Genomic DNA, 21,168 nt, shown 5'->3' on the forward strand with positions numbered 1-21,168 from the left:
ACATGCTCGGATTGCTACCCGCGCCACTGCGCGGGGTTATCGCCTCGCTGCTGCTGGGGCTCAACACCATCGTCTGCTGCACCCCGCTGTTCATCGTCAGCCTGTTCAAGCTGTTGCTGCCGTTCGCCGCGGCGCAGCGCCTCACCGATGAACTGATGCGCCACATTCACGAGGCCTGGATCAGCAACAACAATGCCTGGATCAACCTGCTGGGCAAGGCCCGCTGGCAGGTCGAGGGCCTGGCCGGGCTGGACTACCAGCACAGCTACCTGGTCACCAGTAACCACCAGAGCTGGGTCGATATCCTGGTGCTGCAATACGTGCTCAATCGGCGTATCCGCCCGCTGAAGTTCTTCCTCAAGCAGGTGCTGATCTGGGTACCGGTGATTGGCCTGGCCTGGTGGGCGCTGGGCTTCCCGTTCATGAAGCGCTATTCCAAGGCGTACCTGGCCAAGCACCCGGAAAAGGCCGGCAAGGACCTGGAAACCACTCGCCGCACCTGCGCCAAATTCCGCGGCAAGCCGACGGCGATCTTCAACTTCGCCGAAGGCACGCGCTTCACCGCAGCCAAGCATCGCCAGCAGCAGTCACCGTTCAAGCACCTGCTCAAGCCCAAGGCCGGCGGCATTGCCTTTGTGCTTGATGCCATGGGCGAGCAATTGCAGTCGATCGTCAATGTCACCATTCATTATCCGAACGGTGCGCCAGGGTTCTGGGACTTGTTGTGCGGGCGGGTCAGGCACATTGTCGTGCACTTCGAGGAGCTGGCGATTCCGGCCGAGTTCCTGGGCAGGAACTACGACCAGGATGAAACCTACCGCCTGGCTTTCCAGCAATGGATCAACCAGCTGTGGAGCGACAAGGACGCCTTGCTGGAACGGCTGCGACAAAACGCCGACGGGTAATTTGCCAGACAGCATCTATGCTCACTTCCTACGATGATTTCACTAGCAATCACAAGGAACGTAAGCCTATGAAACCGCTGCGCCGCTTCGCCCATGCTGTTGCTGTCGTTTCGCTTCTGTCTGCAGCCAGTTTCACGGTGCAGGCAGAAGACATCCTGATCGACGCTGTCGCTACACAAGATATGGTGGATACCAAAGTCCTTGCCATCGACCAGACCAAGCGCATCGTTACAGTGGCTGGCCCTAAGAACTCCGAGGTGCCGATCCAGCTGAGCGAACAGGCCAAGGACCTGCATAACCTCAAGGTCGGCGACCTGGTCAACATCACCGTCAACCGCTCGGTTGCTACCGTGCTGGAAACCGACCTTAGCAAGGCCCCGGGCATCAGCAAGGACGCTGGCGTCATCCGTGCCACCAAGGACAACCCCAACCCGGGTGGTGAGGCATTCCGGCAGATCAAGGTCACCTCGAAGATCACCAAGATCGACCTGAAAACCCACGAAGTCACGCTGATGCCGCCTGAAGGCCCGCAAAGGGTCGTGAAAGTCGAAGACCCTGAACTTCAGGAGCGCATGAAGAATCTCGAGGTCGGCCAGTCTGTGGTCATCGTGTTTACCGATGTGCTGAAAGTCACCACCAAAAGCCCAAGCTGAGAAATTCGCAGGCACAAAAAAGGGGAGCCAGGCTCCCCTTCTTCACATCTTGCGACTTACTGGTACTGCTGCCCGGGAATCGGCTTGAGGTTGACCTCTACCCGACGGTTCTGCGCGCGGCCGTTGGCGTCGGCGTTGCTGGCGATCGGCTGGTCCGGGCCCAGGCCGCGGGCGCTGACGCGGCTGCCATCGACGCCCTGGGAAGTCAGGTAGGTAACCACCGATTGTGCACGACGCTGGGACAGGTCCATGTTGTGCTGGCGGCTGCCGGTGCTGTCGGTGTAGCCGACCACTTCAATGGTGTTCTGGTTGAACTGCTTGAAGGAGTTTGCCAGGTTGTTCAGCGGCGAGTAGAAGCTCGGCGCGATGTTGGCCGAGTCGGTGGCAAAGGTGATGTTACCCGGCATGATCAGTTTGATCTGGTCGCCCTGGCGCTGCACCTCGACACCGGTGTTGGCCATGCTTGCACGCAATTCGGCTTCCTGTTTGTCGGCGTAGTAGCCATAACCTGCTGCGGCAGCACCGACGGCGGCAGCGCCGATCAGCGCACCCTTGCCGCGGTTGTTATGGTCGATGGCGGCGCCCGCGATGGCACCGGCCAGCGCACCCAGGCCGCCATACTTGGCGGTTTTGCTCATCCCTGTGGAACCCTGCTGCGCCTGACCCTGGCTGTCATACGGGTTGGGGCTGGCGCACCCGGACATCAACGCGGCAGCGGTAGCGACGATAATCAAACGACGCATGGTGAACATGGACAAGCTCCTACTGTAATTCGAAAGTGCAGCGGATCTGATTCGGATCTATGCCAGCCTTGGATTGCAGCAAAGCAGAAAAATTCCCTGGAATCTCAGGCGCGCACAAACGGGTTCTGGCGCATCTCATCCCCCAGGCGGGTGTCCGGGCCATGGCCGGTGACCACCGTAGCCTCTTCATCCAGGCTGTACAGGCGCTGCTTGATGGAACGAACGATAGTCGCCTGATCGCCACCCCACAAATCGGTGCGACCAATCCCACGACGAAAAAGCGTATCGCCTGCAATCAACAGCTTGGCCTCGGCGAACCAGAAGCTCATCGAGCCCGGTGTGTGCCCCGGCGTGTGCAAGGCCACGCCACAGCCGCAGGCCAGCTCTTCGTCGTCGGCCAGCCAGCGGTCCGGCGGCGGAACCGGGGTGTAGGGCACGCCGAACATCTGGCACTGCATTTCCAGGTTGTCCCAGAGGAACTGGTCGTCCTTGTGCAGGTGCAAGGTGGCGCCGGTCATCTCCTTCAACTGCCCGGAGGCGAGGAAGTGATCCAGGTGCGCGTGGGTATGGATGATGCTCACCACCTTGAGGCCATGGGCATCAAGGCGGGCGAGGATCTGCTCAGGGTTGCCGCCCGGGTCGACGACGATGGCCTTTTTGCTGATCGGGTCGCCGATGATCGTGCAATTGCACTGCAGCGGGCCGACGGGGAAGGTTTCGCGGATTAGCTGGGGTTGAGCAACGTGCATGGGGTTACCGGAAAATAGTGGGGGCACTGAAGCGATGCCACTTCTTAACCTCATTTCTGCCTGTTGGCCAGCCCCGGCCATCGACCTGGCAGACGCACAGGTGCCTTGCAGTTCACCAGACATTGATCTTGCACAAAGCAATCTCTGAATAGCCACCTAGACTTGCCGGGGTCAACCTGCCTGCGCGCGTCAGCGCAAAGTGCAGCATTACAACAAAAAAAGGAAGAATCAGGATGTTCACTCCCTCACTCAAGGTACTGGTTTGTGCGCTGACCCTTTCGGCCGCTGGCTGGGCCCAGGCCGCTGACCCGATTACCATCAAGTTTTCCCATGTTGTTGCCGACTCAACGCCCAAGGGCCAGGGCGCAATCATGTTCAAGAAGCTGGTGGAAGAGCGCCTGCCAGGCAAGGTCAAGGTCGATGTCTACCCCAACTCGTCGCTGTTCGGTGATGGCAAGGAAATGGAGGCACTGCTGCTGGGCGATGTACAGATCATTGCGCCGTCGCTGGCCAAATTCGAGCAGTACACCAAGAAGGTTCAACTGTTTGACCTGCCCTTCCTGTTCAACGACATCCACGCCGTGGACCGCTTTCAGATGAGCCCCGCCGGCCAGGGCCTGCTCAAGTCCATGGAGGACAAGAACATCACCGGCCTGGCTTATTGGCACAACGGTATGAAGCAATTGTCGGCCAACAAGGCCTTGCACGTTCCCGCAGATGCCCGCGGTCTGAAATTCCGCGTGCAGGCTTCGGCAGTGCTGGAAGAACAGTTCAAGGCGGTGCGTGCCAACCCGCGCAAAATGAGTTTTGCCGAGGTCTACCAGGGCTTGCAGACCGGTGTGGTCAATGGTGCGGAAAACCCCTACTCGAACATCTACAGCCAGAAAATGCACGAAGTGCAAAAGTACATCACCGAGTCCAATCATGGCGTGCTCGACTACATGCTGATCACCAACACCAAGTTCTGGAACGGCCTGCCAGCCGATGTGAAGCCAGAGCTTGAGAAAATCATCAGCGAAGTCACCCAGCACGTGAACAAAGAAGCCGAGGCGCTCAACCAGGGCGACAAGGAACGCATCATTGCGGCCAAGACCACCGAGATCATTACGCTCACGCCTGAGCAACGCGAGCAATGGCGAACGGCGATGAAGCCGGTGTGGAAAAAATTCGAAGGTGAAATCGGTGCCGAGCTGATCCAGGCAGCCGAGGCGGCCAACCAGGCGCAGTAAGCCCGCAGACAGTTGCCGCCGCCACGGCGGCAGCTGTGTCCGCTACACATCGGAGAATACGCATGAATGCCTTACGGCGTATCTGGGAGCATTTCGAGGAGGGCTTTATCGTCTTCCTCCTGGCCGCCATGACCTTGGTGACCTTCGTCTACGTCATCCTCAACAACCTCTACACCCTGTTCTACAGCCTTGCCGAGCGCTGGCCCGGTGCGGCCGACCTGTTCAACGGCATAGGCGACCATGTGATGGACGCCGCCCAGTCGATGACCTGGAGCAATGCCCTGACCAAGGCGCTGTTCGGCTGGCTGATTTTTTTCGGCCTGTCCTATGGCGTTCGCGTGGCCGGGCACATTGGTGTCGACGCCTTGGTAAAACTGGCCAGCAAGCCGGTTCAACGGCTACTCGGCATGCTTGCCTGTCTGTGCTGCCTCGGTTATGCCGGCTTGCTGAGCATCGCCAGTTTCGAGTGGATTCAAACCCTGTTCAATGCCGGTATTGGCGCCGAGGACCTGGGTCACTTCGGCATCATGCAGTGGCAAGTTGGCCTGATCGTACCGGTGGGCTTTGCCCTGGTGTTCATCCGTTTCACCGAAATCCTGGTACGAATACTCCAGCACCGCCAGACCGGTTTGGGGTTGGCCGACGAAGCGGCGGATGCGCTGAAACTGGCCGAGCATGAGGACGACAAGCGATGACCATCCTCTTTCTCTTCGTCACCCTCTTCGCCCTGATGTTCATCGGCGTCCCCATTGCCATTTCCCTGGGGCTCTCCGGCTCGCTGACTATCATGCTGTTCAGCCAGGACTCGGTTCGCTCGCTGGCGATCAAGTTGTTCGAGACCTCGGAACACTACACCTTGCTGGCAATTCCGTTCTTTCTCCTGGCCGGGGCGTTCATGACCACCGGTGGCGTGGCTCGGCGCCTGATTGACTTTGCCAATACCTGTGTCGGACACATTCGCGGAGGTCTGGCGATTGCCGCCGTATTGGCCTGCGTACTGTTCGCCGCACTGTCAGGTTCTAGCCCGGCAACCGTGGCTGCAGTCGGCTCGATTGCGATTGCCGGGATGGTTCGGTCCGGTTATCCACAAGCCTTCGGCGCCGGCATCATCTGCAACGCCGGCACCCTGGGTATCCTCATCCCACCGTCGATCGTGATGGTGGTGTATGCCGCCGCCACCGAAACCTCGGTAGGCAAACTGTTCATGGCCGGCGTAGTACCAGGCTTGATGCTGGGCTTGATCCTGATGATCGCCATCTACATCGTGGCGGTGAAAAAGAACCTGCCAGCCCTGCCCCGTGCCACTTTCAGGGAATGGCTCAGTGCCGCCCGCAAGGCCGTCTGGGGTCTGTTGCTGATGGTGATCATCCTCGGCGGCATCTACAGCGGTATGTTCACCCCGACTGAGGCGGCGGCGGTCGCTGCGGTGTACTCGGCCTTCATCGCCTTGTTCGTGTACCGTGACATGTCGTTCAAGGAAGCGCCCAAGGTGCTGCTGGAGTCGGCAAAACTGAGCATCATGCTGATGTTCATCATTGCCAACGCGATGCTCTTCGCCCACGTCCTGACCACCGAACAGCTACCGCAACAAATCACCACCTGGGTAATCGAAGCCGGGCTGACGCCGGTGACGTTCTTGCTGGTGGTGAACATCGTGCTGCTGGTGGCCGGTGCCTTCATGGAGCCATCGGCGATCATCCTGATCCTGGCCCCGATCCTGTTCCCGATCGCTATGAAACTGGGCATCGACCCGATTCACCTGGGCATCATCATGGTGGTCAATCTGGAGATCGGCTTGATCACCCCGCCGGTCGGCCTGAACCTGTTCGTCACCTCGGCGGTAACCGGAATGCCGCTGACGGCAACCGTGCGCGCGGCAATGCCTTGGCTGACGTTATTGGTCGGCTTCCTGATTCTGGTCACCTATGTGCCCTGGATCTCGCTGGTGCTTCCTGATCTGCTTGGTATGTGAGCATCAGGGCTGTGACCGCCAAATGGCGGTCGCAGCTCATTGCCTCAGGTTTGCCCAGGCACTGTTGATCAAGGCAGGTAAAGCCTGAACAGTCCGCCGCCCAGGACCCCGCCGTTGGCAATCTCGATCCGCCCTTTGACCCCGTTGCGCTCATGCAGGCCGGCAATCCGTGCGGCAAAGTACAAACCCAGGCCGGTACTGCCGCTCTGGCCATCGATACCCTGCACATATTCCTGCTGGCGCTCGAGCATGCGCGCCGGGAAGCCCGGGCCGTCATCGTTGATGCTCAGTACCAGTTGCTCGCCCTCGTCATTGACGCTGATCAGCAAGGTATGGCCAGCGTAGCGAATGGCGTTGTTGAGGATGTTGGCGACCACCGAGCCGACCAGTTCACGGTCGAAAAAGCCCAGCGGGCTGGCGGTTTCGATGCGCCAGCTGGCGAGGATGTCGCGATGCTGCAGCAGGTTCTGCTGGGCCGCCAGCTGGGCTTCGATGAAGTCGTCGAGCTCGTGGTAGTCGGGGCACATGGGCAATTGGTTGACGCCCAGTTTGTACAGCCCCAGCAACTGCACCAGCATGCCGTTGAGGTGGCTGAACTCGTGCTCCATCACCCCCTGCTCGCTGCCGCTGCGCAGGGCCTCGGGCAGGCGCGCCAGCCACTGGCTGTGGGCCTGGGTCAAGGCGGCGAGGGAGTTTTTCATGTCGTGCACGGTGGAGGCGATCACCGTCGAGAAATCCAGCCCCTGATTGTCCTGGTTCATGCGCCGAAAGCCCGGATGTGCAGTTTGCGGTAGCGATCATAACGGTTATCGCTTTTCGGGATGCCGGTGACGCTGCCCAGGCACGCGCGGCATTCGTCCATGATCGCCGGTGGCGGTGTCTCGCCACCGATGCGCAACAGCGCCTGGGCGGTGTTGAGGGCGATACTGATGTTCTTAGGCTGCAGCGTCAGTGCCCGGCGGAACTGCGCCAGGGCTTCGCTGAGCTGGCCGGCCTGGTAGCTGCGCACGCCCTGGCGGTTGAGGTCGACCGCTTCGGTCACCGCGCCGAGCACGCTCGGGTCATCGGTCAGTTGCGCCACGCTCTGCATGACTTTAGGGTCGTCACCGTAGGTTTCCACGCAGCCCTTGAGAATCGCGGTACCGGCAGATTCCTGGCCGAGTTTCTGCAATTGCGTAGCCACCACCAGCGCCGCCTCGACCGAGAAAAACTGATCCATCTTCTCCAGCCGGGCCATGGCCTGCTCGGTCAGCTTGGCAGCCGTTTCGGCGTCGCCGGCCTGCTGCAGGCTGGCGGCTTTCATCAGCCGCGCACGCACCTGCAGGCCCTGGTCTTCGACGTTCTCCTTGGCCACTTCGCTGAGCACCGTGTTGATCTCGACCCGGGTGCGCGCATCCAGGCCGTTGCCGGCGTTCTTGTTCATCAATGCCTGGACCAGCCCGAGGTTGCTTTCCGGGTCTTTGTAGCGCGAGCTCTGGCCCTGGTTGACCGCATGCCGATAGGCCTTGGACGAAGTGTCGTAGTCATCGTTGCTCAGGGCCAGCTTGCCCAGCATCATCTGCCGGCGCACGGCCAGGGGCGAGAGGCGCACGGCCTCTTCCAGCACACCCTGGGCACGCTTGCTTTCGCCCTGGGCCACCAGCACTTCGGCCAGGCCGTCGTACAGGCCGGGCATCATCGGGAAGGCCTTGAGCGCCTGCTCGTACACACCCTGGGCCTGGGCCAGCTGGTTGCGCTTGTACAGCAGGCCGCCAAGGGCGGCATAGGCCCAGGGCGTGGCCCGGCTGGCGATGATGGTGGTGAGGAATTTTTCCAGCTCATCGAAGCGGTTCAGGTCGCGCAGAGCATCGGCGCGGTAGCGCAGGCACAGCGGGGCGAAGCGCGGGTCCTTCTTGCACAGCTCGGCGCAGGCCGCCAGCACCTCGGCCGGGCGGCCGCGGTCCAGGGCCTGGAGGATCGGCTTGAGCAGGGTCTTGCGCTGCACCAGTTTTTCCAGGCGCTGGGCCAGGCCGATGCGGTTGAACGGCTTGGTCAGGTAAGCGTCGGGCTCATGCTCCAGGGCACTGAGGACAATCGCCTGGCTGCTTTCGGCGGTGACCATGAGGAACACGCACTCATGGCTGATCAGCTTGTCGAGGATCAGGTCTTCGAGCACCTGCTGGCCATTCTTCTTGCCATCACCCAGGTGGAAATCCTGAAGAATGAAGTCATAGCGTTTTTGCGCACACATGCGCAGCGCCTGTTCGCCGCTGTCGGCGGTATCGACATCACGCACGCCAAGCTCGCGCAGCATCGAGCGGGCCGAACTGCGAAAATCGGAGAAATCATCGACGATCAGAAAGCTTTTTTGGCTGTAGACCTGCATCCACGAAACCTGTCATGGCAAATAAAAAAATAGACGCAGAGACACCTTCACGGACAGGCTCGGCTTCGCGGGTAGATTCGCTGCGGCGCTTAATCGGGCCGCACTCGCAGAGTATCGGCCACACAGGGCGATAGCTTGAGGCGTACAGAGCGCATATTTGCTGGACGCAAGTACCAGCAACGGAACAAATAATGGCATTGCGCCATCATCGAGGATGTTCACCGCCGAGTCAAAACTAGTGCAGCATGCCTAATGCCTTGGCCCGGGCCACCGCCTGGGTGCGTCGCTCGACGCCGAGCTTGCTGTTGATATGGCTGGCGTGGGTTTTCACCGTGTGCAGGGAGATGAACAGGCGCTCGCTGATTTCCTGGTTCGAGCAGCCCTGGGCGATCAGTTCGAGCACAGCCATTTCCCGGGCGCTCAAGGCCTCGCCGCTACCGCCCGCTTCAGTCGATTCAAGCGCGGGCAACAGCGCCAGCAAGCTGCTTTGCGCAGGCCCCTGGGGTTGCAGCAGCAACTGCTCGCGCAGCCATTGCGGGTGATCCTGCAACAGCCGCTGGAACGGCTGCAGGACGCCGCCGCGCGCGGAATCGAGCGCCAGCGCCAGCAGGCCGCGCGCCTGGGCTTCGTTGTTGTTGGCCAGCAGCAGCAACGTCCACTGGCACAGCGCAGTAACGCAAAGCATCTGCCCGCCACTGGCCTGGCCGCGCTCCACCAGTGCCTGCAAGCGCCTTGCGGCCTGTTCCAGGCGGCCCTGGGTGCGTTCGAGCAAGGCCTGCTGCAATTCGATATGCAGCGGCAGCAACGGGTGGAACTCCGGGGCGGCCGCCGCCTGCTCGCCCCCGTAGGTCTGGCCCAGGCGCAGCAGCCAGGACTCGGCCAGGTCGGTGCGCCCCTGGGCCAGCCACAGCTCGCATTTGACCAGGGTGATCATCGCCAGATAGAAAATCGGCGGCACGTCCCAGATGTGCATCAGCCGTTCGGCTTCGGCGAGCTCGGCAAAGGCTTCGGCAAAGCGCCCTTCACGGCCATCGAGCGAAGCGATCACGCAGTGGCCGATCAGTACGCTGATATCGCGACAGGCGCGCGCCTCGATCAACCCGGCCCGCAGGCGACTGCGGCCGGCCTCCGGTTGCAGCCGGGCCGCCAGCAGGTAGCCTTCGTACAGGGTCAGGCGTGCCCGCGCCGCGTACAACCGTTGCGCCGACAAACCCTGCAGGCGCTGCAGGCCCTGGCGCACTTCATCGAGGGCGCGCAACACCTCGCCACGGGCGTGCAGCACCCGTGCCCGGTCGTAATGGGCCAGGGCTTCGAACAACGGGTTGCCGACCCGCTGGGCCAGCTCCAGTGCTTCGCGATTCCAGCCACGGGCACGCCAGAAATCGGCATCGGCGATGGCCAGGTTGGACAACGTCGAGAGGCACACCAGGCGCTGCCCGTAACGCTTGAACGGCAAGCTGTGCAGCGCTTCGGAGCAATATTCGAGGGTACGCTGGCGGTCGCCGCGACCACGGGCGATCACCCCGCTGAGCGCCAGCCACTGAGCGAGCATGGATTTCTGTGCGGTGGCCGAAGGCGCCGGCAAGAAGCGGCTCAGGTGGCTGGCCAGTTCTTCGGCGGCATCCAGCTGCCCGGCCAGGCCCAGGGCCCAGCTGTACAGCACGATCAGCCGCGGTGTGCTGATCAGCAGGCTGTCGGGCAGGTCCATCTTCCAGCGCAGCAGCATGCCGACGTTCTGCTCGGCCAGCAGTTGCTCTTCGGAGAGGTTCTGCACCAGGTTGGCGGCCACGTCCAGGTGGCCGGCGCGCAAGGCCTGCTCAACGGCTTCATCGAGCAGGCCCTGGCCATGGAACCAGCGACAGGCGCGCAAATGCAGGCTCGACAGCGGCAGGCTGGCCTGGCGGGTGCGCAGCAGGTCGGAGAACAAATGGTGATAGCGAAACCACCGCCCATGTTCGTCCAGCGGCACCAGGAACACCTGGTGAGCCTGCAGGTAACGGAGAATCTCGGCGCTGTCATGGCTTTCGCGCAGGGCATCGCAAAGCTCGGCGCAAAAGCGCTCCTGGCAGGCGGTGTCGTAGAGAAAGCCTTGCACTTCGGCGGGCAGCATCTCGATGACTTCTTCGAGCAGGTAGTCGCGAATCAGCCCCTCGCCACCGTGCAGGGCCTGGGGCAAGGCGCTGTCGGCACCGGCCTCGTTGGCCGCCAGCAGCCAGAAACGCAAGCCGGCGACCCAGCCATCGCTGCGCTGGATCAGGTTGTCCAGCGCCTGGCCGCGCAACACCGTCGGTTGCTGGCCCAGCACGGCGAGGGACTCATCGGTGGTCAGGCGCAGGTCCTGCTCGTTGAGCTCAAGCAACTGGCGCGACAGACGCAGGCGCGCCAGGTGCCAGTCCGGCCGCTGGCGGCTGGTGACCAGCAACACCAGGCCGGGCGGAAGGTGATTGAGGAAAAACTGCAGGCAGCGGTCAAGCACCGGCCCCTGGGCCAGGTGGTAGTCGTCCAGCACCAGTAGCAAGGGGTTGTGTGGCTGCAGGTGACGGGCCAGTTCATCGAGCAGGCCGTCGAGCCATTCTTCGAAGGCAAACGGCTGGTGCCGCTGGCGCATCTTCAGCAGGCCCAGGGCCTGGCCGCCGAGGGCCGGGCAGTATTGCTGCAAGCCTTCGAGCAGGCGCTCGAGGAAGCGCCCGGGGTCGTTGTCGCGCCGGCTCAAACCCAGCCAGAGGCTGCTCCAGTGGTTGGGCAGGCCCTGGCAGAACTCCACCGCCAACGAACTTTTACCGAAACCCGCCGGTGCATTGACCAGCAGCAAGCGCCCGCCGAGCCCCGCCTGCAAACGCTGACACAAGCGCGCCCGCGGCACATGGCCTTCGGGCAGCGGCGGGCGAAAGAAACGGCCCTCCAGGACGCTCATGGCCTGGCTGGCGAACCCTTGCGTACGGGACAGATCAGTCATGGCCGGCTCGTTTTTAGTTAGGGAATCGTCGGCAGTACGGATCAGCGCAGACTAGCGGGTTAAACAGCACATTTGAAGACAATTGCCGCGCTTTGCGGAAAAAAGACTACAACAAAAAACGACAAGGCTCAGCCGACACGCATGCGCAAACAGAAACGCCCCGGCAAGCCGGGGCGTTCTGGGAGATCACACGGAGGTTTGAAACTTAGCGCACACCTTCCTGGCGAAGCGCTGCAGGCTGGAAGTCAGCCTTGGAGGCAGTGAACCCGAAGTCGTAGGCTCGCTTTTCCTCGTTCTTCATGCCCAGGGCCAGGTAGCGACCGGACTGCAGGTCGTAGATGGCTTCCAGGGTGTACCACGGCACCTGGACGTTGTAGTAGTCCTGGGAGTGGGCTTCGGACACGCGCCACAGCTGGTTGCGACCGTCGTACTGGTCGATCACCGCCGCTTGCCAGGTGTCTTCGTCGATGTAGAAGTCACGCTTGGCGTAGATGTGGCGCTGGCCCGGTTTCAGGGTTGCGACCACATGCCATACCCGGCGCAGTTCGTATCGGGCGAGGTCCTGGTTGATGTGCCCGGCCTTGATGATGTCGGCGTACTTGAGCTTGGGATCGTCAAGCTTGTAGCTGTTGGAGGCAATGAACAGCTCTTTCTTGCCTTCCAGCTTCCAGTCGTAACGGTCCGGCGCGCCGTTGTACATGTCCAGGTTGTCGGAGGTGCGCAGGCCGTCGGCGGCGGTACCCGGGCCGTCGTAGGACACTTGTGGCGCTGCCCGTACCCGGCGCTGGCCGGCGTTGTAGACCCACGCCTTGCGCGGCTCCTTGACCTGGTCGAGGGTCTCGTGCACCAGCAGTACGGTACCGGCCAGGCGCGCTGGCGCCGTCACCTTCTGCTTGAAGTAGAACAGCACGTTGCCCGGGTTGGCCGGATCGTAATCTTTCATCCGGTCGCGGAAGACGAACTGGTCCTGGAAGTACACCAGGCTGAACGAGCCGTTCTGCTGCGGCGTGGCCTGGGTCACCAGGCGAGTCACGCTGCCGCCACGGTAGCGGGTGATGTGGTTCCAGATCACCTCGACGCCGCTTTTCGGAATCGGGAACGGCACGGCGGTGTCGAAGTTTTCCAGACCGTTGCCGCCGCCAACCAGGTTGGTGCTGGTGGCGTTCTTCTTGATCGCCGCGAACACCGCGTCCGGTACGGTAGCGCCCCGGTGGGTCGGGTACACCGGCATCTTGAAGGTGTCCGGATAGCGCTTGAACATGGCGACCTGGCCAGGGGACAGTTTGTCCTTGTACTGGTCGACGTTCTGCGCGGTGATGGTGAACTTCGGTTGTTCGCTGCCATAAGGGTCGGCAAGGAAACCCTTGCTATCGACGCTACCGGCACTTTTGGCAAGCGGCTTCCAGGCCGTGATCGAGCCGTCGGCGTTACCGGCCTTTTCAGCACCCATCGGCGTCAGGCTGGCGCCCAGCTTGGCCGCCTCGTCGGCGGAAACCGCCGCCATGACACTGGTCGCCAACAGGGACAGGCCCAGTACACCGGCTTGCAGCAGAGTCTTGGTTGTTTTCATCTTCATGGTCGTCCTGAATCCGAATTCTTAGAAGTTCACGCCGAAGCTGAGGGCGATGAAATCGCGGTCATCCACGGTGGTGTACTTGCCGTCGAAGAAGTTGGTGTACGACAGGCTGGTGGTGTAGGTGTTCTGGTACTCGGCATCCAGGCCCAGGCTGATCGCCTTGCGCCCTTCCTCGAAGTTGCTGCCAGGGCCTGGCGAGTAGCCAGACACGTCATGGGACCAGGCCACGCTCGGCTTGAGGTTGACCCCGGCGAATACATCCGGGTAGTCCCAGATGGCGCGCGCGCGGTAGCCCCAGGAAGTACTGGTGGTGTAACCGTCGTTCTCGCAGTTGCGGCTGCGGTTGGCGTCCGAAGCGCCAGGGCCTGCGCCGTTGATGGTGCCGGTGTTGATGATCGCCGAGCAGGTATCGAGATTGCCTGCCCCTGGGGTTGCCGGCAGCGGGCCTGGGCCGTAGACCGGGTCGCGGCCGTAACGCACATCGTGGGCGCTTTCCAGGCCGCCGACATGGGTCACGCCGACTTCACCCACCACGGTCAGGCGGCTGGCGCCCATGACCTGGTCGAAGAAGTGCGTCAGGGTGGTCTGGAACTGGGTGATTTCCTTGCGCCGGTAGCCGTTCAGGTCCTGGCCCGGCACCCCGTTGAGCAGCGAGGCGTTGGCCAGGGTGCCGCCAATCGGACGCACGCCGGCATACAGGATATCGGTGGTGTTGAGCTGCACCGGGGCGTTTGGCCGGTAGCTGATTTCACCGCTCCACGCCGTGCCGGTAGGCAGGGTGGTGGAGAAGCTCAGGCCGTACAGGCGGATGTCTTCCGGGTACTCGACAAAGTAGCTGGAGTTGCCGGCGACGATCAGCGGTGCCAACGGACGCAAGGCTGCAGGCAGCCCGGCCAGGCCGGCGTAGACCCGCGGATCGGCACCGTGGGCGCTGAAGATCGGCGCACGGCTGTGGTAGTTCATGAAGTAGGCGCCGAACTCGGTGCCCAGCGGGTCGTACATGTAACGCAAGGCCACGCCGAACTGGCCGCTGTCTCGCGCATCGCGGTCAGGGCCACGGGCGACCCGCACACCTTCGCCATTGACGTCCACACCCTGGCTTGCGAGGAAGCCGCGGGCGGCCGCTGGCAACGCGTTGGCACTGTTGAGTACGCGCAGGTTATCGGTACAGCCGTCGGCAATGATGTCCGGCTGGGAGAAGAAGGTGCCGCAGTTGTCGACGACGGTCTGGTCCCATTCGAGCTGGTAGAAGGCTTCGCCCGAGAGGTTGTCGGTCAGGCTCTGGGACACATAGAACATGTTGACCGGAATCAGGCCTTCCTTGATTTCGGCACCCGGACGGCGGAAGGCCGCCACGTCGATCGGGTTGATCGAGTTGATACCGTTACCGATGAAGGTACTTTCACCCCAGCTGACCACCTGCTTGCCCAGGCGCACCGAGCCCGGCTGATCGGCGATCGAGTAGTTGTGGTAGACGAAGGCGTCGAGGATCTGCCCGCCGGACGACTTGGCGCCCTCTTTGCGGTTGGTGTCGCTGATGTCCTTGAACTCGCGATGCTCATCCTTGAGTTCGAAGTCGTACCAGTACTTGCCACGGACGAATACTCCGGTATCGCCGTACTTGAGTTCCAGGTCGTGGATACCCTTGAAGATTTTCGAGAAGGTCTCACCGCGCTTGAAGTTCAGGTGGCCGTCATCGGAGGTCTGCGACAACCCCTTGCCGCCGTTGTTGACGCCGATCAGGTTCTTGTTCGGGCTGGCTGTCGACCAGCTCGCCCCCACCGACAGCGACGAGTCGAACGAGCCTTCGATTTCACCGATGTTGAAACTGACGCCGAATGCAGGACCGGCGAGCGTAGAAGCGAGGCTGACGGCCAGGGGCAGTTTCGCCCGGCGCCAGAACAGATTTGCTGATGTCATCGACGCTACTCCATGTACTTTATTTTTATGGCAGTGAGTCCTTTGCAGAAACGCATCGCTCGAGCGGTGTGAGCGCACCTTTTTGCTCGAACGAGTGGCTGGGCACATGCATGTGCGATCCCCCGTTCCTGAAAATCCCCTGAACCGACTATAGCCAGCAGGTTGAACTGCTTGATCCCTCTAAAGTGTGATTTGCATCCCAACCCCTCAGGCAGGGTCTGCATGACCGGCCACTACGCTGGCTGGGGGAAGAATGGCTTAATTTCGTCATTTGACAAGGCGCCCATGCGTCTGGCGTGCGGGTCGCGCCGCTTCAGGCGCGACCCGCCCGGCATTACAGGGTCGAGAGGAAGGTGCTGTTACTGGCTTGCCACTGGCTGATGTCCAGGCGAATGCGCTTCTTGTCGAGCTTGCCGACACTGGTCTTGGGAATTTCAGTAACAAGGGCGATCTGGCTGGGGATCGCCCACTTGTTGATGTGCCCCAGCTCCACGAATGGCTTGAGGTGTTCCTTGAGGACCTTGGCGTCGATGCTCTGGCCTTCGTGGATCACCAGCAGGGCAAACGGCCGCTCGCCCCACTGCGGGTCGGCGACACCGACCACCGCCACTTCGCGGATCGCCGGGTGGCGGCTGATCAGGTCTTCGAGCTCCAGTGACGAGATCCACTCGCCGCCGGTCTTGATCACGTCCTTGATGCGGTCACGGATATCGATCACGCCCATGCTGTCGAGGGTGGCGACGTCACCGGTGTGCAGCCAGCCGCCCTGCCAGAGTTCGGCGCCCTTCTCGGGCTCGCGGAAGTACCCCATGGTCAGCCACGGCGCGCGCAGCACCAGTTCGCCCTGGGTCTCGCCATCGGCCGCCAGGAAGTTGCCGTTGCCATCGACAATCGCAGTTTCCACCAACGGCACCGGCACCCCGGCCTTGATCCGGTAGGTGATGCATTCGTCTTCGCTGCCAGCCAGCAGCTCGTCGTTGAGGTGAGCGCAGGACACCAGCGGGCAGGTCTCGGACATACCGTAAGCGGCGGTCAGCTGAATTCCGTGGGCCTTGGCCGCCTCGTACAGGGCGCGGTTCAGGGCACTGCCGCCAATGATGATTTTCCAGCCGCCGAAGTCCTGTTGCTGGGCACCCTTGGCATTGAGCAGCATCTGCAAGATGGTCGGTACGCAATGCGAGAAGGTCACCTTCTCGTTGCGCCACAGTTCGCAAAGCATCTCCGGCTCGTAGCGCCCGGGGTAGACCTGCTTGATGCCGAGCATGGTCGCCACGTAGGGAATGCCCCAGGCATGGACATGGAACATCGGCGTGATGGGCATGTACACATCATTGCTGCCGAGCAGGCGCACGCTGTCGATACTGCCGGTGACCGTCGCGGCCGCCAGAGTGTGCAGCACCAGTTGCCGGTGGGTGAAATACACCCCCTTGGGGTTACCGGTGGTACCGGTGGTGTAGAACGTGGTGGCAACCGAGTTCTCGTCGAAATCAGGGAAGTCATAGACCGGGCTGGCCGCCGCCAGCAATTGCTCGTACTCGCCGACCAGGTTCGGTAGGTCGGCGGTTTTCTGCTCGCCATCGGTCAGCAGCAGGGTTTTCTCCACCGTGGTCAGTTGCCCGGCGATGGCCTGGTAGAGGCCGACAAAGTCGCTGTTGACCAGCACGAAGCGGTCATCGGCGTGGTTCATGGTGTAAAGGATCTGCTCCGGCGACAGGCGCACGTTGATGGTGTGCACCACCGCGCCAATCATCGGAATGGCGAACATGCATTCGAGGTAGCGATGGCTGTCCCAGTCCATCACCGCCACGGTGTCACCCGCCTTGACCCCCGCTTCGGTGAGCACATTGGCCAGCCGCGCGATGCGCTCGTTGAGGGTCAGGTAGCTGTAGCGCAGCTGATCGCGGTAGACGATCTCGCGGGTTTTCTCGTAACGGCTGCCGGACAGCAGCAGGCGCTTGATCAACAGCGGAAACTGGTAAGCGTCCTCGGCAGGAGGAATGACGCGAGTCTGCAACATAGGAGTCCCTTTTCTAGAGTGCACAGGCTGGGCAAGACATGCCTTACTCTAGAACGCCTCCACAGCGGCCAAATCAGCCAAAGGAATGATTTGACCGCTGCAGGGATTAGTGGCGTTTGAACATCATTGTCAGTGCATTTCGGTGAAAGCGATCTTCACCCCCAGGGCAATCAGCACCGCGCCCATGGTGCGATCGAACCAGTGACCCATGCGCGCAAAGCCGGCGCGCACCCGCTGCTGGCTGAACAGCATGGCCACCAGGCAGAACCACAGGCCGGTGGCCACGGCCAGGTACAACCCGTAACCGGCCTGGATCGCCAGCGGCGTGTGCGGGTTGATGACCACGGTGAACAGCGACAGGAAAAACAGCGTCGCCTTGGGGTTCAGGCCATTGGTCATGAAGCCGGCGACAAAGGCCGCCCGCGGTCTGCGCTCGACCGTGGAGGCCTGCACGGCGTCGCTGCCAGGCGCGGCCGGGCGGGCGCGCAGGGCCTTGAAGCCGATGTACAGCAAGTAGGCGGCAGCCAGCCATTTCAGCGCATTGAACAGCATGATCGACTGCGACACGATCAGGCCGATACCCAGCAGCGAATAGCCGACATGCAGGAAAATCGCGGTACCGACGCCAAAGGCCGTCCAGGTACCGGCGCGCCGGCCGTGGGTAACACTCTCGCGCACCACCACGGCAAAGTCCGGGCCGGGGCTGGCTACAGCCAGCAGGTGGATCAAGGCGACAGTCAGAAATTCGGCCCAGTACATGGGGGCTCCTTGCGGCAAAAGGTCAAACGGGGGCAACACACTACGCCCTCGCAGACCTTTGAAACAATCCCTGTGGGTGCTGGCGCCTTGACTCTCCCCCTTGGGGCAGGCGTTAGCCTCAGCGCTTTGCCCCTGGAACTGCCTTCGATGAGCAAACGAATCCTGGTGATACTCGGCCACCCTTCGCGTAACAGTTTCTGCGCAGCACTGAGCGACAGCTACATCAGCAGTGCCCGCGACAAAGGCCACGAAGTCTGCCTGCTGGAGCTCGGCGAGCTGGCCTTCGACCCGATCCTGCGCGAGGGTTATCAACAGGTACAAGCTTTGGAGCCCGACCTGCTGCACGCCCAGCAGCTGATCAGCTGGGCCGAGCACCTGGTGCTGGTCTTCCCGGTCTGGTGGGGCGGGATTCCGGCGCTGCTCAAGGGCTTTCTCGATCGCATCCTGCTGCCCGGCTTTGCCTTCAAGTACCGCAACAACTCGCCCTTCCCCGAACAGTTGCTCAAAGGCCGCAGCGCCGACCTGCTGGTGAGCATGGACACCCCGCCCTGGTACTACCGCTGGGTCTACCGCATGCCGGCGCTGCAGCAGATGCGCCGCACGACCCTGGGCTTCTGTGGAATCAGGACGCAAAAGACGTTAACGTTTGGCCCCATCATCAGCTCGAGCGCAGGCCAGCGCGATGCCTGGCTGCAGCAGGCGCGCAGGCTGGCTCACCGGCACTAACAAGGACGTTCGATGTATATCGGCAAAGCCGCGCAGCTGTCCGGGGCAACCATCAAAAGCATTCGCCATTATGAGCGCATCGGCCTGCTGCCGGCGCCCAGGCGCCAGGGCCGTTATCGCCTGTATGACCAACACAGCGTCGCCCTGCTGAGCCTGATCAAGTGCGCGCAAAAGCTCGGCTTCAGCCTCAAGGAGATGCAAGCGCTGGTGAGTGATGATCAGGCCGGCTTGCCGATCGAGCGGGTGCGCCAGGCGATTGCCGGCAAAAGCGCCCAGCTGCAGGCGCAGATCCAGGCACTGCAGCAGCAACAGCAAGGCCTGCTTGAACTGCAAAGCAGCCTTGAGCACAGCCATTACGATTGCTTCGCCTACAACGCTTGAGCCCTTACTGGAGCCACCCTATGTCCATCTCCCGTCGCGCCGTGTTTCTCGACCATAGCTCCCTGGACCTCGGTGACCTGGCGCTGGATCGCCTCAAGGCCTGTTTCGATGAGCTGCAGCTCTATCCGGCCAGCGCCCCCGGGCAGGTCGCCGAACGCCTGCAGGGCGCCAGCGTGGCGATCAGTAACAAGGTCATGATCGACGCCGCCACCCTCGCCGCCTGCCCCGAGCTGAAGCTGATTCTGGTGGCCGCCACCGGCACCAACAATGTCGACCTGCAGGCCGCCCGCGCCCAGGGCGTGGTGGTCAGCAACTGCCAGGGCTACGGCACGCCGTCGGTGGCCCAGCACACCCTGGCTTTGCTGTTGGCCCTGGCCACGCGCCTGAGCGACTATCAAAAGGCTGTCGCCAACGGCCAGTGGGGCCAGGCCAAACAGTTCTGCCTGCTGGACTTCCCCATCGTCGAGCTGGAAGGCAAGACCCTCGGCCTGCTCGGCCATGGCGAGCTGGGTGGCGCCGTAGCACGCCTGGCCGAAGCCTTCGGCATGCGCGTACTGCTTGGCCAGTTGCCCGGACGCCCGCCCCGCGAAGACCGAATTGCGCTGGATGAGCTGCTGCCGCAGGTCGACGCGCTGACCCTGCACTGCCCGCTCAACGAGCACACCCGCAACCTGATCGGCGCCCGTCAACTGGCCCTGCTCAAGCCCGGCGCCTTTGTGATCAACACCGCCCGCGGCGGCCTGATCGACGAGCAGGCCCTGGCCGATGCCCTGCGCGCCGGCCACCTGGGCGGCGCGGCTACCGACGTGCTGAGTGTCGAACCACCGGTCAACGGCAACCCGCTGCTGGCAGCCGATATCCCGCGGCTGATCGTCACCCCGCACAGCGCCTGGGGCGCGGTCGAGTCACGCCAGCGTATCGTCGAGCAATTGAGCGAGAACGCCGAGGCGTTTTTTGCCGGCAGCCCGCGCCGCCAGGTCTAAGCCCGGCCAGGCTCTGGTAAACTGCGCCACTTTTTTCAGGAGTCGCCGTCCATGGACCCGCGCAGTGAAGTGTTGCTTCGTCAGGCCGATCTTTTCCAGGGCTCGCTGTTGCTGGCCGGTTTGCCTGCCGACGACCTGCTCGGCAAGTTGCCTGCGGCCCATGGCTGGAGCTGGCACGCCGGCGACCAGGCGGCGCTCGAGGCACGCTTCGCCGGGCGCAGCCACTTCGATGTAAACGCACCGGCCCAGGCTTTCGACGCCGCCGTGCTGTTCTTGCCCAAATCCCGGGACCTGGCCAATTACCTGCTCAACGCCCTGGCCTCGCGCCTGGCCGGTCGCCAGCTGTACCTGGTCGGCGAGAAACGCGGCGGCATCGAAGGCGCGGCCAAACAACTGCACGCCTTCGGCAAGCCGCGCAAACTCGACAGCGCCCGCCATTGCCAGCTGTGGCAGGTCACCGTCGAGCACGCCCCTGAAGCCAGGCCGCTGGAAAGCCTGGCCGAGCATTTCCAGCTGGAGCTGGCCGATGGCCCGCTGCAGATCGTCAGCCTGCCGGGCGTATTCAGCCATGGGCGCCTGGATCGCGGCAGCGCCCTGCTGCTGGAAAACCTCGACCAGCTGCCAACCGGCCACGTGCTGGATTTTGGCTGTGGCGCGGGTGTTCTCGGGGCGGCGATCAAACGCCGTTATCCGCAAAACCGCATCACCCTGCTTGATGTCGACGCCTTTGCCGTGGCCAGCAGCCGCCTGACCCTGGCCGCCAATGGTCTGGAAGGCGAGGTGATCTGCGGCGACGGCATCGATGCCGCGCCGCGCGAGCTGGACGTGATCATCAGCAACCCGCCGTTCCACACAGGTGTTCACACCAATTACCAGGCCTCGGAAAACCTGCTGCGAAAATCGGCCGATCATCTGAAAAAAGGTGGCGAAATGCGCTTGGTGGCAAATAGCTTCCTGCGCTACCAGCCGCTGATCGAAGAGGCCCTGGGCAACTGCCGGATCCGCGACGAGGGCCAAGGCTTTCGCATCTACCAGGCAACACGCGGTTAAAAAGAGCGCTTGCCGAAACGGATTTGCCTAGGCAGAATCCGCTCCGTCCTAGGGGAGTAGTCTCCCGCGAGCACCCAGCTCGCCCGGTACGCGTCAACATACTTGGTCCACAGACCATGGCGCGTGCGACCCACGGTCCGCACAGACGGACCCAGGGTTTGACAAGACCTATGACACGAACACC

At 62.4% G+C, this 21,168-nt stretch carries 18 protein-coding genes and 1 riboswitch; of the genes, 9 read left to right on the forward strand and 9 right to left on the reverse strand.

Annotation, left to right across the window (positions count from 1 at the left end):
• Positions 1-2 precede the first annotated feature (2 nt).
• Positions 3-905, forward strand: a complete 903-nt coding sequence (yihG, locus tag JYG36_RS23255) for a 1-acylglycerol-3-phosphate O-acyltransferase, YihG family (RefSeq protein ID WP_045196055.1) — start codon at positions 3-5, stop codon at positions 903-905.
• Positions 906-973: 68 nt separating this feature from the next.
• A complete protein-coding gene (locus tag JYG36_RS23260; RefSeq protein WP_213602424.1) occupies positions 974-1,558 on the forward strand; it encodes a hypothetical protein in 585 nt (194 codons plus the stop codon).
• A gap of 56 nt (positions 1,559-1,614) precedes the next feature.
• Here the strand turns inward: JYG36_RS23260 and JYG36_RS23265 are convergent, their stop codons facing one another.
• Together JYG36_RS23265 and JYG36_RS23270 are read right to left on the reverse strand one after the other, a co-directional pair.
• Positions 1,615-2,310, reverse strand: a complete 696-nt coding sequence (locus JYG36_RS23265; protein ID WP_045196051.1) for a YiaD family glycine zipper/OmpA-like lipoprotein — start codon at positions 2,308-2,310, stop codon at positions 1,615-1,617.
• A 95-nt stretch (positions 2,311-2,405) separates the two neighbouring features.
• Positions 2,406-3,050, reverse strand: a complete 645-nt coding sequence (locus tag JYG36_RS23270; protein ID WP_093387972.1) for an MBL fold metallo-hydrolase — start codon at positions 3,048-3,050, stop codon at positions 2,406-2,408.
• A gap of 233 nt (positions 3,051-3,283) precedes the next feature.
• On the opposite strand from JYG36_RS23270, the gene dctP reads away from it, so the two are divergent.
• The 3 genes from dctP to dctM all read left to right on the forward strand — a co-directional run bounded on the left by dctP (position 3,284) and on the right by dctM (position 6,251).
• The gene (gene dctP / locus JYG36_RS23275) at positions 3,284-4,279 is read left to right on the forward strand and encodes a C4-dicarboxylate TRAP substrate-binding protein DctP (RefSeq protein ID WP_213602426.1); all 996 of its coding nucleotides are present in this window, start codon (positions 3,284-3,286) and stop codon (positions 4,277-4,279) included.
• 62 nt (positions 4,280-4,341) lie between these two features.
• Positions 4,342-4,974, forward strand: a complete 633-nt coding sequence (locus JYG36_RS23280) for a TRAP transporter small permease (RefSeq protein WP_093387966.1) — start codon at positions 4,342-4,344, stop codon at positions 4,972-4,974.
• Positions 4,971-6,251 carry a C4-dicarboxylate TRAP transporter large permease protein DctM gene (gene dctM / locus JYG36_RS23285; protein ID WP_093387964.1) on the forward strand — a complete coding sequence of 427 codons (1,281 nt, stop codon included), beginning with the start codon at positions 4,971-4,973 and terminating at the stop codon, positions 6,249-6,251. The genes JYG36_RS23280 and dctM overlap by 4 nt, the downstream gene beginning before the upstream one ends.
• 68 nt (positions 6,252-6,319) lie before the next feature.
• Here the strand turns inward: dctM and JYG36_RS23290 are convergent, their stop codons facing one another.
• From JYG36_RS23290 to JYG36_RS23320, 7 genes are all read right to left on the reverse strand, one after another.
• Entirely contained in the window at positions 6,320-7,012 is a 693-nt protein-coding gene (locus JYG36_RS23290) for a sensor histidine kinase (protein ID WP_045196047.1), read from the reverse strand.
• The gene (locus JYG36_RS23295) at positions 7,009-8,616 is read right to left on the reverse strand and encodes a tetratricopeptide repeat-containing response regulator (protein WP_093387961.1); all 1,608 of its coding nucleotides are present in this window, start codon (positions 8,614-8,616) and stop codon (positions 7,009-7,011) included. The genes JYG36_RS23290 and JYG36_RS23295 overlap by 4 nt, the downstream gene beginning before the upstream one ends.
• Positions 8,617-8,851: 235 nt before the next feature.
• A complete protein-coding gene (locus JYG36_RS23300) occupies positions 8,852-11,572 on the reverse strand; it encodes a winged helix-turn-helix domain-containing protein (RefSeq protein ID WP_213602428.1) in 2,721 nt (906 codons plus the stop codon).
• 205 nt (positions 11,573-11,777) lie between these two features.
• Positions 11,778-13,142: a DUF1329 domain-containing protein gene (locus tag JYG36_RS23305; RefSeq protein WP_093388214.1), complete on the reverse strand. Its 1,365-nt coding sequence runs from the start codon at positions 13,140-13,142 to the stop codon at positions 11,778-11,780.
• Positions 13,143-13,169: 27 nt separating this feature from the next.
• Entirely contained in the window at positions 13,170-15,068 is a 1,899-nt protein-coding gene (locus tag JYG36_RS23310; RefSeq protein WP_045196041.1) for a DUF1302 domain-containing protein, read from the reverse strand.
• 334 nt (positions 15,069-15,402) lie between these two features.
• On the reverse strand, positions 15,403-17,085 hold the full coding sequence (locus JYG36_RS23315; RefSeq protein ID WP_045196039.1) for a fatty acid--CoA ligase: 1,683 nt from the start codon (positions 17,083-17,085) through the stop codon (positions 15,403-15,405).
• Between the two features lie 129 nt (positions 17,086-17,214).
• On the reverse strand, positions 17,215-17,844 hold the full coding sequence (locus JYG36_RS23320; protein WP_213602430.1) for a LysE family translocator: 630 nt from the start codon (positions 17,842-17,844) through the stop codon (positions 17,215-17,217).
• Between the two features lie 147 nt (positions 17,845-17,991).
• Between JYG36_RS23320 and JYG36_RS23325 the strand changes: the two genes are divergently transcribed.
• The 4 genes from JYG36_RS23325 to JYG36_RS23340 are packed head-to-tail and all read left to right on the forward strand — an operon-like array spanning position 17,992 to position 20,984.
• Positions 17,992-18,570, forward strand: a complete 579-nt coding sequence (locus tag JYG36_RS23325; protein ID WP_045196035.1) for an NAD(P)H-dependent oxidoreductase — start codon at positions 17,992-17,994, stop codon at positions 18,568-18,570.
• Between the two features lie 12 nt (positions 18,571-18,582).
• Entirely contained in the window at positions 18,583-18,951 is a 369-nt protein-coding gene (locus JYG36_RS23330) for a MerR family transcriptional regulator (RefSeq protein ID WP_045196033.1), read from the forward strand.
• Positions 18,952-18,971: 20 nt separating this feature from the next.
• The gene (locus JYG36_RS23335) at positions 18,972-19,934 is read left to right on the forward strand and encodes a 2-hydroxyacid dehydrogenase (RefSeq protein WP_045196031.1); all 963 of its coding nucleotides are present in this window, start codon (positions 18,972-18,974) and stop codon (positions 19,932-19,934) included.
• Positions 19,935-19,985: 51 nt separating this feature from the next.
• Positions 19,986-20,984: a methyltransferase gene (locus JYG36_RS23340; protein WP_213602432.1), complete on the forward strand. Its 999-nt coding sequence runs from the start codon at positions 19,986-19,988 to the stop codon at positions 20,982-20,984.
• A 38-nt stretch (positions 20,985-21,022) separates the two neighbouring features.
• Positions 21,023-21,144: riboswitch (yybP-ykoY riboswitch) on the forward strand.
• Positions 21,145-21,168: the final 24 nt, after the last annotated feature.

This window comes from Pseudomonas sp. SORT22 (assembly GCF_018417635.1).
Taxonomy (GTDB): domain Bacteria; phylum Pseudomonadota; class Gammaproteobacteria; order Pseudomonadales; family Pseudomonadaceae; genus Aquipseudomonas.